The sequence below is a fragment of the Yersinia alsatica genome (assembly GCF_902170305.1).
GTDB classification, from domain to species: domain Bacteria; phylum Pseudomonadota; class Gammaproteobacteria; order Enterobacterales; family Enterobacteriaceae; genus Yersinia; species Yersinia alsatica.
Window position 1 is genome coordinate 60,627 of sequence record NZ_CABHWW010000005.1, and the last position, 15,497, is coordinate 76,123.

Consider the following 15,497-nt stretch of genomic DNA (forward strand, 5'->3'; position numbering starts at 1 on the left):
CTTTGCACTTGAAGCTGTGAGGTTGTTAGCCAAGTGCAAAGGGGATGACCGCCTCGAGTTGCCCGATCATGTTGGATCGGGCAGATCCCCGGCTTTCAAAATTTTTTCAGCTACTCGTCCTGCTTTGCCAATACCACGGCTTCTTGTTCCAATAACCGTTTCTTGCGCTCAATGCCCCAACGATAACCTGACAATGATCCATCCTGACGAATGACTCGGTGGCAAGGAATAGCGACGGCCAATATATTGGCGGCACAAGCGCCAGCAACAGCCCGTACCGCTTTTGGTGAGCCGACCTGCGTCGCAATCTCGGCATAGCTGGCAGTCTTACCCACCGGTATTGCACGTAACGCCTGCCATACTCGTTGCTGAAAGGCGGTACCGCGGATATCCAATGGCAAATCAAGCCCGATCTGAGGGGCTTCGACCAGCCCCACCACTTGAGCAAACCATTGCTCAAACTCGGCATCACCACCAATTAACTCGGCATGAGGAAATTTGTCCTGTAATTGCTGCACCAGTGGCAGCGGGTCATCGCCCAGCAAAATAGCACAGATCCCCTGCTCACTTTTTGCCACTAAAATGGCTCCAAGGGCGCTCTCACCAACTGCAAAATGCAGTCTGACATCACGCCCACCTTTACGATAGCGGGTCGGCGTCATCCCTAATAATTGATTCGATTGCTCATAAAAACGGCCATTAGAGTTATAACCGGCGTCATAAATTGCGTCAGTCACCGAACCTTGCCCCGCTAATTGTGTGCGAACTCGCGCACTGCGAGTGGCAACGGCATACGCCTTGGGGGTAAGCCCGGTGAAGGCTTTAAATAACCGATGGAAATGGAAAGCGCTAAGGCCCAGCTTTGCTGCCAACTCTTCAAGCTTAAATGGTGTTTCAGCTTGCTCAATTAAGCGGCATGCCTGGCTGATTTTTTCGGCATGCTGCTGCTCTTGGGATAACTCAGTGGGGCGGCACCGCTTGCAAGGACGATAGCCCGCAAGCTCGGCGGCATGGTTATCAGCAAAGAATTCAATATGTTCGGCTTTAGCCTGACGGGAGGAGCAAGAGGGTCGGCAATACACTCCGGTGGTTTTCACTGCATAAACAAACTGACCATCAGCCGCCTTATCGCGATTAATCACAGCGATAAAACGCGAGTTTTGCGTAATGTCTAACCATCCTTTCGCTGATTTCATGATGAATACCCCTTTGATACTGACTGTAGCGGCCAGCATATAAAACCACCGCTGCTTGTGCTCTCCGCTCCTTGCTTTTAAATTTTTGTTTTACGGCTCAACCGCTGCACTGCGCGGGGGTTTCTGATATCCTGCGCCCCTTATTATTGGGGGACATATGCTTAATATCGTTTTATTTGAACCCGAGATCCCGCCGAATACCGGCAATATTATCCGGTTATGTGCCAATACCGGTTGCCAGCTCCACCTGATTAAACCTTTAGGTTTCACTTGGGATGACAAACGCTTACGCCGTGCGGGTCTTGATTACCATGAGTTTGCTAACATTAAGCATCACCATGATTATCAGGCTTTTCTTGACAGTGAAAACCTCGATGGCGCGCAATCGACCGGCCCACAATCAGCCCGTTTATTTGCACTGACGACCAAAGGGACACCCGCTCACAGCGCCGTCAGCTATCAGGTTAATGACTATCTGCTGTTTGGCCCCGAAACTCGTGGCTTACCGCCCTTTGTGCTAGATGCATTACCGGCTCAACAGAAAATCAGAATTCCAATGCAAGCCGATAGCCGCAGCATGAATCTGTCAAATGCAGTATCGGTGGTGGTGTATGAAGCTTGGCGACAATTGGGTTATCCGGGTGCGTTACTGAAAGAGTAGCAAGAAAGCAGCAGCCGGGTTAGGAAGCTGCCCATATAAAATATGGGCCAAGTCATTGGAGTTGCAGGTAGGTGGCAAGTGAACCAGTCCCGATGAGCTTACACGAGTAAGTGATTCGGGTGAGCGAACGTAGCCAACCCCTGCGGCTTCAAGGACGAAGGGGTTCAGATACCATCGCCATATTCAAAACCGTGGCTCATCCCATTGAAATGCTGGTCCATATCCAGCGACGGTTTATCGCTCTCCGGCTTGCCAACAATGCGGGCGGGAACACCGGCGGCAGTCGTGTGAGCAGGTACGGCTTGCAACACTACTGACCCAGCACCAATTTTGGCACCGCGTCCAACTTCAATGTTCCCCAAGATTTTCGCACCAGCGCCAATCATCACACCTTCGCGGATCTTCGGATGGCGATCACCACTGGTTTTGCCAGTCCCACCCAAGGTAACGGATTGCAGGATGGAAACATCATTTTCAACCACCGCAGTTTCACCAATCACGATGCCAGTGGCATGGTCTAGCATGATGCCGCAACCAATAGTTGCCGCAGGGTGAATATCCACTCCAAAAGCGACAGAGACTTGATTTTGCAGGTAAATAGCCAGCGCTTTGCGGTCTTGCGCCCACAACCAATGACCAATGCGGTAGGCCTGTAAAGCATGGAAGCCCTTCAGGTACAGTAATGGCGTGGAATATTTGTCAACCGCGGGGTCACGCAACCGTACAGCCAGAATATCGCGCGCAGCAGAGACGATCATCTGTGCATCAGCACGATAGGCATCTTCAACCACTTCACGGATAGCAATAGCGGGCATGATGGGATTAGCTAACTTATTCGCCAGAATATAGCTCAGCGCACTGCCTAAATTTTCATGCTTCAATAATGTCGCGTGAAAAAAACTCGCCAGCATCGGTTCACACTCTGCCAGTGCTCTAGCTTCTGATTTAATGCTACTCCAGACCAGCTCTAACTCTTCTGACGACATTGCATACTCCTGCCCATAAACGAGCCGCTTTGGGGAACGACCAAAGCAACTCATACCCTCTTCATGGGAGCGGCCCCCCATGACATTGGGTATATCATTATTATTTTATTGCAGCTAACCCGCCCAATCTATCAAATGCCGCTTTTCTCATCTTTTTTGGTCCGACCCAATAAAGTCAGCGCCGCTTCACGGGCATTTTTGTGGCAATACAACACCTGATAAATTTGTTCGGTTATTGGCATCTCGACACCATGGCGCTGCGCTAATGCCAGAACTTCCTTGGTATTGCGGTAACCTTCAACCACCTGACCAATTTTGTCCTGCGCTTCTTGTACGCCCAATCCCTGGCCTAGCATGATACCAAACCGGCGATTACGGGATTGATTATCCGTGCAGGTTAGCACCAAATCACCTAATCCTGCCATGCCCATAAAAGTGGAGGGATCCGCACCTAATGCCGCACCCAGACGAGACATTTCAGCCAAGCCACGGGTTATCAAGGCAGTACGAGCATTTGCGCCAAAACCAATGCCATCAGACATCCCGGCACCAATCGCAATCACGTTTTTAACCGCGCCGCCCAGCTGCACCCCGATAAAATCAGGATTACTGTAAACCCGGAAGCTTTTGCCACAGTGCAATAACTGTTGTAGATCTTCGCTAAATTGCACATCAGTTGATGCCAGCGCAATTGCCGTGGGTAGACCCGCAGCCAGCTCTTTGGCAAATGTTGGGCCGGAAATCACCGCCAGCGGGATGGTCTCTCCCAGAACTTCTCGCGCCACATCTGCAAGTAAGCGGCCAGTTTCTGCCTCAAGTCCTTTAGTTGCCCAAACAATGCGCGCATCTGGGCGTAAATGAGGTTTTAACTGGTTTAATACCGCGCCGAAAACATGGCTTGGCACGACCACCAGCACATCACGACTGGCTGCCAGCGCACGGGTGAGATCAGTTTCCAGTAACAGAGTATCCGGGAAAGGAACATCGGGCAGGAAGGCTTGGTTACAACGGTCTTGTTGTAGAACCTGAATGTGCTTAGGGTCATGACCCCATAACACGACTTGATGGCCATTACGCGCCAGCGTAATGGCTAATGCGGTGCCGTAAGATCCGGCACCGATTACAGTCATTGAAGCATGGGTGGTGTTCATCAGGCATCCTGACGTTGTTCAGCACCTTCGCCTTCAGCCTGCTGTTGCAGATAGTTCATGAACAGGGCATCAAAGTTAACCGGTGCCAGATTCAGCTGTGGGAAAGTACCGCGAGAAACCAAGCTAGTGATGCATTCGCGCGCATACGGGAACAAAATGTTCGGGCAGTATGCACCTAAGCAATGCGCCAGTTGGGTGCCTTCGATACCAGCAACAGAGAAGATACCGCCCTGCTGAACTTCACACAGAAATGCAGTTTCTTCGCCCAAAGAAGCCGTTACCGTCACACGCAGTACCACTTCATACACATCTTCAGCCAGCTGACTGGAAGCAGTATCAAGATCAAGTTTAACTTCTGGCTGCCAATCCTGCTGGAAAACCTGCGGAGCATTAGGTGCTTCGAAGGAGATATCCTTGGTGTAGATACGTTGGATCTGGAAAGCCATCTCGGTGTTGTTTTGTTCTGACATGTGTATAGATACCCTAAAGTTAGACGTCCTTATTAAACAGCACTGCCGCCGTGGGCTCTGTCCATTAATTTAATGGGACCCACTGGCGAGTTAAAGCAGCGGGTCAAGCCCACCGCGCGCATCCAGGGCATGTAAATCATCACAGCCACCGATATGCTGCCCATCAATAAATATCTGAGGTACCGTCGTCCGTCCGCTACGAGCAATCATCTCTTCACGTTTAGCCGGGTCATTATCAATTGCGATTTCATGGAAAGCCGCACCTTTGCTGTTCAACAGTGCTTTAGCACGATGGCAGTATGGGCAGGTTGCTTTGGTATAAATCTCAATTTTCGCCATGGGTACACCTCAGTTAAATTTATAATCTATTGATATAGCGAATTATTATAGCAATTACTTACCGCGCGCCAGTGGCAGATTCTCACCACTCCAACCAGCGATACCCTCTTTCAAGGTAAACACGCGCTCAAAACCGGCTTTATTCAGCAGGTCAGCGGAAGCACGGGAGGTTGTCCCGGTGGCACAAACTACAATAATAGGCTGTGCTTTGTGCTTTTCCAACTCGCCCAGACTGCCGTTTTTGATATCACTTGGCAGCAAATTGATAGAGCTGGCGATATGGCCCTTGCGGTAATCATCACGGGTGCGGATATCAACCACAACCGCATCTTCTTTGTTAATCAGACGAGTCGCTTCACCACGGGTAATCTCTTTCACTTTTGACAGTGTCGTTTTAAAGCTGGTGAAAATTACGGCGACGAACAACGCCACCCAAGCCAAACTCAAAACTGGATGCTGGCTAATGAATTGCATAATTTCTTGCAACATGGGGGTAAAAACTCCCGTTAGTTAGGGGATAATATTCAAGGTGACAGAGTATACCTGCGCGTTGCGGCAAATACAGCCAATATGCAAGCGCTATTGCAGAAACTGCGAGCAATCTCGGGAAGTTTTATCACCGCTTTGATGATATTTCCCCAAAACCTCACCCCAATGTTGATCTCTTTGGGCTATTTTTAACCGGTTTTGTAGTAAATTACCGCCTTTCTACATAATAAAAAGGTTATGCAATGTCGAGCACTAAAAAACCACTGGTTCTCACTATCCTGGATGGCTATGGCCACCGTGAAGAACAACAGGATAACGCCATTCTGAATGCCAAAACGCCAGTTATGGACCGTTTATGGCAGCAACAGCCTCACACATTGATTGCCGCTTCCGGTCTGGATGTGGGTCTGCCTGATGGGCAGATGGGTAACTCTGAAGTGGGCCACGTCAACTTAGGTGCGGGTCGTATTGTTTATCAGGATTTGACTCGCCTCGACAAAGAAATCAAAGAGGGTGACTTTTTCACCAACCCAACCCTGACTGCCGCCATTGATAAAGCGGTTAAAGCAGGTAAAGCTGTCCATATCATGGGTCTGCTGTCTGCCGGTGGTGTCCACAGCCACGAAGACCACATTCTGGCGATGGTTGAGCTGGCAGCCAAACGCGGTGCAACGGCGATTTATCTGCATGCCTTCCTCGATGGACGCGACACACCACCGCGCAGTGCTGAATCATCACTGAAACGATTCACTGAGAAGTTTGCTGAACTGGGTAAAGGCCGCATTGCTTCTATCATTGGCCGCTACTATGCCATGGACCGCGATAACCGCTGGGATCGTGTACAGCTGGCTTACGACTTACTGACTCAAGCCAAAGGCGAATTCACCACTGATAACGCGGTTACTGGTCTACAAGCCGCCTATGCCCGCAATGAAAATGACGAATTCGTTAGACCAACCGTCATTAAAGCAGCTGGCGACGCTGATGCTGCCATGAACGATGGTGACGCGTTAATCTTTATGAACTTCCGTGCTGACCGCGCCCGTCAAATCACTCGCACCTTTGTTAATGCTGATTTTGACGGTTTCAAACGCGATAAAGTGGTTAACTTCGGCGATTTCGTAATGCTGACTGAATATGCTGCGGATATTAAAGTCGCTTGTGCTTATCCACCAGCATCACTGACGAATACTTTTGGCGAATGGTTGATGAAGCATGACAAAACTCAGCTTCGTATTTCTGAAACTGAAAAATATGCTCACGTCACTTTCTTCTATAACGGCGGCGTTGAAGAGCCATTTAAAGGTGAAGATCGCATTCTGATTAACTCACCGAAAGTGGCAACCTATGACTTGCAACCAGAAATGAGTTCCGCAGAACTGACCGAAAAACTGGTCGGTGCTATCGCCAGCGGCAAATATGATGTGATCATTTGTAACTATCCAAATGGCGATATGGTCGGTCATACCGGTGATTATGATGCTGCGGTAAAAGCAGTAGAAACACTGGATAATTGCATTGAACAAGTGGTTGCCGCAGTGAAGGCCGTTGATGGCCAATTGCTGATAACCGCAGACCACGGCAACGCTGAGCAGATGCGTGACCCAGCAACTGGCCAGGCACACACCGCCCATACCAGCCTGCCTGTTCCGCTGATTTATGTCGGCAACAAAGAGGTTAAAGCGGTCGATGGTGGCAAACTTTCAGATATCGCGCCAACCATGTTGTCACTAATGGAAATGGAAATCCCGCAAGAGATGACTGGTAAGCCGCTGTTCATCGTGGAATAATCCTTCGTTATGAAGGAAAAGGCGTCATTTGCGATATCAATGGTTACGGCAGATAGCATTGCTGGCAATAAAGAGGTCACTTCTATATTGCCGGCTAAGATAGTGCGTCGTCCGTGGTCAGCACTGTACGCCAGCGTTTTTTGCGCTGGCGTATTGTTGTTGCCATTATCTGGCAATGCCGCTGATGCTCCGGCAGCCGCTAAAGCGGCAGATAACAAAACCCAGTTGAAGACTATTCAGCAGGATATCGCCGAGAAAGAAAAAAGTGTTCAGCAACAGAAACAGCAACGCAGTTCATTGCTCGATCAACTGAAGCAGCAGGAAAATACCATAGCCCAGGCCAGCCGTAGCCTGCGTGAAACCCAAGGTACTCTGACTACACTCGATAAAGAAATCTCCAGCCTTAACGCTTCCATTGCCAAGCTACAAAGCAAACAATCCCAGCAACAAGATCTGTTATCAAAACAACTCGATGCCGCCTTTAAACAAGGCCAGCATAGCGGTTTGCAGCTTATTTTAAGTGGTGAAGAGAGCCAGCGCAGTGAGCGTATTTTGGCCTATTTCAGTTATCTCAATGAAGCTCGCCAAAAATCAATTACCGAGCTGGAACAGACTCGTACCGATTTGTCTGCTGAGAAGAAGACGCTGGAACAAAAGAAAAATCAGCAAAAAACGTTGTTGGATGAGCAAAAAACTCAACAAGAAAAGCTGGAGCAAGCACGTACTGCACGTAAGAAAACCCTGACTTCGCTGGAAGCCTCGCTGGAAAAAGATCAGCAGGGTCTGGCGGAGCTAAAACTGAATGAATCACGTCTGCGCGACCAAATTGCCAAAGCTGAGCGGGAAGCCAAAGCCCGAGCAGAGCGGGAAGCAAAAGAAGCGGCTCGCGTACGTGAACAAGTGAAAGCCAAAGAACAACAAGCCAAGAAAACCGGCTCCAGCTATAAGCCAAGTGAAAGCGAACGCTCATTAATGGCAAGAACCGGCGGTTTAGGGCGACCAAGTGCCCAAGCCGTTTGGCCAGTTCGTGGCAATGTGACCCACCGCTTCGGTGAAGCGTTGCAAGGTGAGCTACGCTGGAAAGGCATGGTGATTTCCGCGCCAGAAGGCAGCGAAGTCAAAGCGATCGCTGATGGCCGGGTACTACTGGCCGACTGGCTGCAAGGCTATGGCCTGGTGGTGGTGGTTGAGCACGGCAAAGGGGATATGAGTTTATATGGCTACAACCAGAGTGCGTTGGTCAATGTTGGTGCGCAAGTGAAAGCAGGCCAGCCAATTGCTCTGGTTGGGACCAGTGGCGGTCAGGGTGAGCCCTCACTCTATTTTGAAATCCGCCGTCAGGGACAAGCTGTTAACCCACAACCCTGGTTAGGAAGATAGGGAACAACGTTAGGGAACATGTATTGCGCTATTTCAACACACGTCGGTTTATCATAGTAAGCACCCTGCTCATCGCCAATGCCGCACAGGCGGGCAAACTTTCAATTGTTATTGATGACTTTGGTTATCGCCCCCAGAATGAAAACAAGGTATTACAGATGCCGCTACCCATTTCGGTGGCAATCCTGCCTAATGCCCCTTACGCCAAAGAGATGGCGGTCAAAGCCCATAATCAAGGGCGTGAAATCCTGATTCACCTGCCGATGGCGCCGCTGAGTAAGCAGCCATTGGAGCGCGATACCTTGCAGCCCTCCATGAACAGCGAAGAAATCCAGCGTATCATTCGTCAGGCGGTGAATAACGTCCCCTACGCAACCGGTATGAATAATCATATGGGTAGCGCGATGACCTCCAGCTTGCCCGGTATGCAGAAAGTGATGCAGACACTGGAACATTATCAGCTCTATTTCCTCGACAGTGTGACCATCGGTAATAGTCAGGCCAGCAAGGCAGCCGAAGGGACTGGCGTCAAAGTGATTAAGCGAAAAGTCTTTTTAGATGACTCGCAAAACGAAGCGGCGATTCGCCAGCAATTTAACCGCGCAGTAGATTTGGCGCGCCGTAATGGCTCCGCGATTGCTATCGGTCACCCACATCCAGCCACCATTAAAGTGCTGCAACAAATGTTGCCCCAGTTGCCTGCGGATATCGTATTAGTCAGGCCTAGCGCACTGCTCAATGAGCCGGTAAGCAATAATAATGGTAGTAGCGGCATCTTACCTGGTAAGACAAAACCGCACTTCCCGGCGAAAAATGAACGTCTGAAAGCTATCAAGCAATGCAATGCAAAAGCCAGCTATGTACCAGAGAAGATCTACGCCGATAGGATGTTTACTATTATTGGTGAGAGCTTGATGCAGAACCCGGCAATCGCCTTTGTGCAGCGCTATTGGCAACAATATTTTCCACCCGCGCCGGTAGTGCCTGAAAGTGAAAAAACAGAGCCACCGGCAAGCAAATCAACACCCCAGAAATAGATACAACAATGGGGCAGCCATCACTGACTGCCCCATTTTGCGCTACTTCAGATGACACTCCAAAGCCATTGGAGTTGCAGGTAGGTGGCGAGCCAACCACCCCAAGTCAGCGGATGGGTGTTAATCCCAACTCAATACCACTTTCCCAGATTTACCTGAGCGCATGGCATCAAACCCTTGCTGGAATTCATCAATAGAGAAACGGTGAGTGATAATCGGGGTTAAATCCAAACCAGACTGAATCAATGCCGCCATTTTGTACCAGGTTTCAAACATCTCGCGGCCATAAATCCCTTTGATAAACAGCCCCTTGAAAATCACCTGATTCCAATCGATAGACATGTCAGACGGCGGTATTCCCAGCATCGCAATACGCCCACCGTGATTCATTGAGTTTAGTAATGTACGGAATGCAGGTGGCGCACCGGACATTTCCAGCCCCACATCAAACCCTTCAGTCATGCCCAGCTCAGCCATAACATCATTTAGATTTTCTTTAGTGACGTTAACCGCGCGGGTCACACCCATTTTGCGCGCCAGATCCAGACGATATTCATTCACATCAGTGATAACGACATGGCGGGCACCGACATGCTTACACACCGCAGCGGCCATAATGCCAATCGGACCAGCACCGGAGACCAACACATCTTCCCCAACCAAATCAAAGGATAACGCGGTATGTACCGCATTACCGAATGGGTCAAAAATAGCGGCTAGCTCATCAGAGATATTGTCGGGGATTTTGAAAGCATTAAAGGCAGGAATCACCAGATATTCGGCAAAAGAGCCCGGGCGATTCACACCGACACCGACAGTATTGCGGCAAAGATGGGTACGACCACCACGGCAGTTACGGCAATGTCCGCAGGTAATATGGCCTTCGCCAGACACTCGGTCACCAATATTAAAGCCTTTAACTTCCTGACCAATAGCGACAATTTCACCCACATATTCATGGCCGACCACCATAGGAACAGGGATAGTTTTTTGTGACCATTCATCCCAGTTATAGATATGCACATCGGTGCCACAAATAGCCGTTTTGCGAATTTTGATCATGATGTCGTTGTGCCCCAGCTCTGGTTGCGGCACCTCGGTCATCCAAATACCTTCTTCTGCTTTCAACTTGGACAGGGCTTTCATAGACGAGACTTTCATGAACCATTCCTTACGCAATAACGTTAAGCTGTTTACCAATACGCACGAAGGCTTCAACAGCCTGCTCAACCTGCTCTGGTGTGTGATCCGCCGACATCTGGGTGCGAATTCGCGCCTGCCCCTTCGGCACCACCGGATAGAAGAAACCAGTGACGTAAATACCCTCTTTCAACAACGCATTAGCAAACTCTTGTGCCAATGTCGCGTCGCCCAGCATCACGGGGATGATGGCATGATCGGCACCAGCTAATGTGAAGCCAGCGGCACTCATTTTCTCGCGGAATAAACGGGCATTGGCCCATAAGCGATCGCGCAGTTCAGCGCCCTCTTCCAATAGCGACAACACTTCAATTGAGGCTGCAACAATTGCTGGGGCCAATGAGTTTGAGAATAAATAGGGCCGTGAGCGCTGGCGCAACCACTCAACCACTTCTTTACGCCCTGCGGTATAACCACCTGATGCGCCGCCCAGTGCTTTACCCAAGGTGCCAGTAATAATATCGACGCGGCCCATCACTTCGCAGTATTCATGAGTACCGCGGCCATTGGCCCCGACAAAACCGACGGCATGGGAGTCATCGACCATCACTAGCGCCTGATACTCATCGGCCAAGTCACAAACCCCCTTCAAGTTGGCAATCACACCATCCATTGAGAACACACCGTCGGTGGCGATCATAATATGGCGCGCGCCGTCAGCTTTGGCTTGTGCTAGCTGGGTTCTCAGCTCGCTCATATCGTTGTTGGCATAACGGTAACGTTTCGCTTTACATAACCGTACTCCATCAATGATGGAAGCATGATTCAGTGCATCAGAAATAATGGCGTCTTCTGGCCCTAATAGCGTTTCAAACAGACCACCGTTCGCATCAAAGCAGGAGGAATAGAGAATGGCATCTTCCATCCCCAGGAAGCTGGCCAACTTCTGTTCAAGCTCTTTATGGGTATCTTGAGTGCCACAGATAAAACGAACCGAGGCCATACCAAAGCCATGAGTATCCATGCCTTTTTTGGCGGCCGCGATCAGCCGTGGATGATTTGCCAGCCCCAAATAGTTATTGGCGCAAAAATTGATTACATGGCGGCCATCCGCCACAGCAATATCCGCTTGTTGGGCGGAAGTAATGATCCGTTCGTTTTTATACAGCCCTTCAGCACGAGTCGTTTTGAGTTGTTGTTCTAATTGCTGATAAAAAGGGTTTCTATCAAAAGACAGGGACATGCGGTTATCTCCAAGATTGGCAGTTTCACCGTACATTTTACTGCCTGACGGGGGAGCTGACGAGAAACCTTGTCTTATATTATAAAAAATGCAGCACATATCACGGTGAAGATTCCTAAACCCGCATAGAAACGTTGAGATTAAGCCCTTTCGGCTGTGCGCTATCCTATGAAATGTTATGATAACGACAAATTAGCGTGGGACATGGTGTCCGACCAAGAAGATTAGCAAGGGTGAACCTGATGATTATCGTCACTGGCGGCGCCGGTTTTATTGGCAGCAATATCGTTAAGGCACTGAATAATATCGGCTATAAAGATATTCTGGTTGTAGATAACCTGAAAGACGGCACCAAATTCGTCAATCTGGTTGATCTGGATATCGCTGATTACATGGATAAAGAAGATTTTGTCGCCAGCATTGTTGCCGGTGATGATATGGGTGATATCGATGCAATTTTCCATGAAGGTGCCTGTTCTTCCACCACCGAGTGGGATGGCAAGTACATGATGGATAACAACTATCAGTATTCTAAAGATATCCTGCATTTCTGTCTGGATCGCGGCATTCCATTCCTGTATGCCTCATCTGCTGCCACTTATGGCGGGCGTACTGATAACTTCATTGAAGATCGCCAATACGAACAACCACTTAACGTTTATGGTTATTCCAAATTCCTATTTGATCAGTATGTGCGCGAGATCCTGCCGCAAGCTGATTCACAGATTTGTGGGTTCCGTTATTTCAACGTTTATGGCCCACGCGAAGGGCACAAAGGCAGCATGGCCAGCGTTGCCTTCCACCTGAATAACCAGATCAATGCAGGTGAAAATCCTAAGTTGTTCTCCGGCAGCGAAAACTTCAAACGCGATTTCATCTATGTGGGTGATGTCGCTGACGTTAATCTGTGGTTCTGGCAAAACGGCGTATCGGGCATTTTCAACTGCGGCACGGGTCGCGCTGAATCTTTCCAGGCTGTTGCTGATGCGGTGGTGGATTTCCACCAAAGCGGGCCGGTGGAATACATTGAATTCCCAGAAAAACTAAAAGGCCGCTATCAGGCATACACGCAAGCTGATCTGACCAATTTGCGTGCTGCCGGCTATGACAAGCCGTTCAAAACAGTCGCTGAAGGCGTCAAAGAATATCTGGCTTGGCTCAATCGCTCAGTTTAAATCACTTGCTGCAAGGAATTGATAAACGGTATGAAAATACTGGTCATCGGCCCTTCTTGGGTTGGCGATATGATGATGTCGCAAAGTCTGTACCGTACCCTGAAGGCCGAATATCCGGCAGCAGATATTGATGTGATGGCACCCGCGTGGTGCCGTCCGCTTTTGGCCAGAATGCCCGAAGTACGTCACGCAGTCCCAATGCCATTAGGCCATGGGGTTTTTGCTTTTGATGAGCGCCGCCGCTTAGGGCTGGCATTACGTGAGACCGGCTATGACCGCGCTTACGTGTTACCTAACTCGTTTAAATCCGCACTAATTCCTTATTTTTCAGGAATTAAGCAGCGTATTGGTTGGCGGGGTGAGATGCGCTATTTCTTGCTCAACGATATGCGCATTCTGGATAAACAAGCTTTCCCAATGATGGTTCAGCGCTATGTGGCGCTGGCCTATGATAAAGAGCGAATCCACTCAGCCGAAGATTTACCGCAGCCTTTGCTATGGCCACAGTTACAGGTTAGAGATGAAGAAATTGCCGAAGTTACCGCATCATTCAATCTCACCGATAGTCGGCCTATTATTGGATTCTGCCCCGGCGCAGAATTTGGTCCGGCAAAACGTTGGCCACATTATCACTATGCTCAATTAGCCCAAAAACTGATTGATGCAGGTTATCGAGTCATCTTATTAGGCTCAGCCAAAGATAATGAAGCCGGTGAAGAAATTCGTCAGGCACTAGACGAAAGCGCTCGCGAGTATTGCCTCAATTTGGCAGGTCAGACCTCGCTGGATCAAGCGGTTGTCATGATTGCAGCCTGTATTGCCGTGGTCAGCAATGACTCTGGTTTGATGCATGTTGCGGCGGCATTAAATAAGCCTTTAGTCGCCTTATATGGCCCAAGCAGCCCTGATTTCACGCCACCGCTATCTGACAAAGCCACGGTTATTCGCCTGATTACCGGCTATCACAAAGTGCGTAAAGGCGATAGCGCACAGGGTTATCATCAGAGCTTGATTGATATCCAACCGGAACAAGTGATGGCGGCTCTTGAAGCACAATTAGCCGCACTTAAAAGTACCGTCAGTGAGGCTGATTAATGCATGTATTAATCGTTAAAACCTCGTCAATGGGCGATGTTTTGCATACGTTGCCCGCACTGACAGATGCAATGAATGCCATTCCCGATATTCGCTTTGATTGGGTGGTAGAAGAAGGATTCAGCCAGATCCCCAGTTGGCATCCGGCGGTAGATAAAGTTATCCCGGTGGCTATTCGTCGCTGGCGTAAGAATTGGTTTGGTAGTGATACCCGGCAAGAACGTTGTGATTTTAAACGCGTTGTGCAGCAGCGCAGTTATGATGTGGTGATTGATGCTCAGGGGCTGATTAAAAGCGCCGCATTGATTACTCGCATCGCCAAAGGGATTAAACATGGCCCGGATTGCAAAAGCGCCCGTGAGCCATTTGCCAGTTGGTTTTATAACTGCCGCCATGAAATTGATACCAAACTGCATGCCGTCGAGCGCATACGCCAACTGTTTGCCAAAAGCCTCGGCTATGATAAACCAGAAAGTCACGGCGATTATGCCATCGCGCAACAGTTTTTAAATCAGCTACCTGCCGATGCCGGTCAGTATCTGGTTTTCCTGCATGCAACAACCCGCGACAGCAAGCATTGGCCTGAAAGCCATTGGTTGAAACTGATTGAGTTGGTCGCGCCCACGGGTTTAAAAATAAAATTACCCTGGGGTGCGGAACATGAATACCAACGAGCGGTACGATTAGCGGCAGGTTTTCCTTATGTTGAGGTTTTGCCTAAACTCAGTCTTCAGCAAGTGGCTGAGGTTCTGGCGGGGGCAAAAGCGGTGGTTTCCGTGGATACCGGCCTGAGTCATCTAACCGCCGCACTGGATCGCCCCAATATCACGCTGTTTGGCCCAACCGACCCCGGTTTGATTGGCGGTTATGGGAAAAACCAAGTAGCTGTTATTTCCGAGCAAAAAAGCATGGATACTATTGCTGCTGAAACCATTATGGCGCGATTGGAAACACTGATTTCATAAGCGGCAATTATTTCTAGCCGGATTATGTGTAGCCAAAAGCTCTGTCAGTTAATATTTGCGGTGTCATCCCAATCAACTCTGCTCATTAACGGGGTTGATTGGTGCTACCACCCAAATAGTTAAGCTGTGCTAATATATTATTCAAGTTATTAAGAGAGTCTGTTAATTCACATACAGCGAATAACCGCTCATTGTTTCTTTACCTGCCCAATTAATTACTCACAATAATGTCAATATAGCCAAAGTAATTAGAAGGAACGATAACACACTGAGGAACCGGATATTATTAGCTAAAAATGTCACTGTTGAATAAACTGTTGGTATCTATGGCTACCTCATTAATTACATCAACACTTAATGACAATCATTCTCACTTTTAA

General features: G+C 49.1%; 15 protein-coding genes. 7 read left to right on the forward strand and 8 right to left on the reverse strand.

The window, feature by feature from the left end:
- Positions 1 to 110: 110 nt before the first annotated feature.
- Positions 111 to 1,196, reverse strand: coding sequence for a bifunctional DNA-binding transcriptional regulator/O6-methylguanine-DNA methyltransferase Ada (ada, locus tag FTA96_RS01140; RefSeq protein WP_391592617.1), 1,086 nt, complete (start codon positions 1,194 to 1,196; stop codon positions 111 to 113).
- A gap of 157 nt (positions 1,197 to 1,353) precedes the next feature.
- On the opposite strand from ada, the gene trmL reads away from it, so the two are divergent.
- Positions 1,354 to 1,857 (forward strand): tRNA (uridine(34)/cytosine(34)/5-carboxymethylaminomethyluridine(34)-2'-O)-methyltransferase TrmL, encoded by a 504-nt coding sequence (gene trmL / locus FTA96_RS01145; protein WP_050110429.1) that lies wholly within the window; start codon positions 1,354 to 1,356, stop codon positions 1,855 to 1,857.
- Between the two features lie 164 nt (positions 1,858 to 2,021).
- Here trmL and cysE read toward each other — a convergent pair whose 3' ends face one another.
- The 5 genes from cysE to FTA96_RS01170 all read right to left on the reverse strand — a co-directional run bounded on the left by cysE (position 2,022) and on the right by FTA96_RS01170 (position 5,292).
- Positions 2,022 to 2,843 (reverse strand): serine O-acetyltransferase, encoded by an 822-nt coding sequence (gene cysE / locus FTA96_RS01150; RefSeq protein ID WP_050101084.1) that lies wholly within the window; start codon positions 2,841 to 2,843, stop codon positions 2,022 to 2,024.
- Between the two features lie 131 nt (positions 2,844 to 2,974).
- Positions 2,975 to 3,994, reverse strand: coding sequence for an NAD(P)H-dependent glycerol-3-phosphate dehydrogenase (gpsA, locus tag FTA96_RS01155; protein ID WP_050110428.1), 1,020 nt, complete (start codon positions 3,992 to 3,994; stop codon positions 2,975 to 2,977).
- Positions 3,994 to 4,464, reverse strand: a complete 471-nt coding sequence (gene secB / locus FTA96_RS01160; RefSeq protein WP_050101086.1) for a protein-export chaperone SecB — start codon at positions 4,462 to 4,464, stop codon at positions 3,994 to 3,996. The genes gpsA and secB overlap by 1 nt, the downstream gene beginning before the upstream one ends.
- A 90-nt stretch (positions 4,465 to 4,554) precedes the next feature.
- A complete protein-coding gene (gene grxC / locus FTA96_RS01165) occupies positions 4,555 to 4,803 on the reverse strand; it encodes a glutaredoxin 3 (protein ID WP_050110427.1) in 249 nt (82 codons plus the stop codon).
- A 54-nt stretch (positions 4,804 to 4,857) separates the two neighbouring features.
- Entirely contained in the window at positions 4,858 to 5,292 is a 435-nt protein-coding gene (locus FTA96_RS01170) for a rhodanese-like domain-containing protein (protein ID WP_050110426.1), read from the reverse strand.
- A gap of 242 nt (positions 5,293 to 5,534) precedes the next feature.
- Between FTA96_RS01170 and gpmM the strand changes: the two genes are divergently transcribed.
- From gpmM to FTA96_RS01185, 3 genes are read left to right on the forward strand one after another with little or no spacing between them, the layout of a single operon-like run.
- On the forward strand, positions 5,535 to 7,082 hold the full coding sequence (gene gpmM, locus FTA96_RS01175; RefSeq protein WP_145536315.1) for a 2,3-bisphosphoglycerate-independent phosphoglycerate mutase: 1,548 nt from the start codon (positions 5,535 to 5,537) through the stop codon (positions 7,080 to 7,082).
- Positions 7,083 to 7,091: 9 nt separating this feature from the next.
- Positions 7,092 to 8,462 (forward strand): murein hydrolase activator EnvC, encoded by a 1,371-nt coding sequence (envC, locus tag FTA96_RS01180; RefSeq protein ID WP_050135777.1) that lies wholly within the window; start codon positions 7,092 to 7,094, stop codon positions 8,460 to 8,462.
- Between the two features lie 23 nt (positions 8,463 to 8,485).
- Positions 8,486 to 9,499: a divergent polysaccharide deacetylase family protein gene (locus FTA96_RS01185; protein WP_145573033.1), complete on the forward strand. Its 1,014-nt coding sequence runs from the start codon at positions 8,486 to 8,488 to the stop codon at positions 9,497 to 9,499.
- Positions 9,500 to 9,619: 120 nt separating this feature from the next.
- On the opposite strand, the gene tdh is transcribed toward FTA96_RS01185, so the two are convergent.
- Complete coding sequence (tdh, locus tag FTA96_RS01190; protein ID WP_050110457.1) at positions 9,620 to 10,645, reverse strand: L-threonine 3-dehydrogenase; 1,026 nt, start codon at positions 10,643 to 10,645, stop codon at positions 9,620 to 9,622.
- A gap of 25 nt (positions 10,646 to 10,670) precedes the next feature.
- Positions 10,671 to 11,918 carry a glycine C-acetyltransferase gene (gene kbl, locus FTA96_RS01195; RefSeq protein ID WP_391592618.1) on the reverse strand — a complete coding sequence of 416 codons (1,248 nt, stop codon included), beginning with the start codon at positions 11,916 to 11,918 and terminating at the stop codon, positions 10,671 to 10,673.
- A gap of 206 nt (positions 11,919 to 12,124) precedes the next feature.
- Here kbl and rfaD point away from each other — a divergent pair, with 206 nt between their 5' ends.
- The 3 genes from rfaD to rfaC are packed head-to-tail and all read left to right on the forward strand — an operon-like array spanning position 12,125 to position 15,117.
- On the forward strand, positions 12,125 to 13,057 hold the full coding sequence (rfaD, locus tag FTA96_RS01200; protein WP_032911468.1) for an ADP-glyceromanno-heptose 6-epimerase: 933 nt from the start codon (positions 12,125 to 12,127) through the stop codon (positions 13,055 to 13,057).
- 30 nt (positions 13,058 to 13,087) lie between these two features.
- Entirely contained in the window at positions 13,088 to 14,152 is a 1,065-nt protein-coding gene (rfaF, locus tag FTA96_RS01205; RefSeq protein WP_050110422.1) for an ADP-heptose--LPS heptosyltransferase RfaF, read from the forward strand.
- A complete protein-coding gene (gene rfaC / locus FTA96_RS01210) occupies positions 14,152 to 15,117 on the forward strand; it encodes a lipopolysaccharide heptosyltransferase RfaC (RefSeq protein ID WP_145529235.1) in 966 nt (321 codons plus the stop codon). Before rfaF ends, rfaC begins: the two co-directional genes overlap by 1 nt.
- Positions 15,118 to 15,497 lie beyond the last annotated feature (380 nt).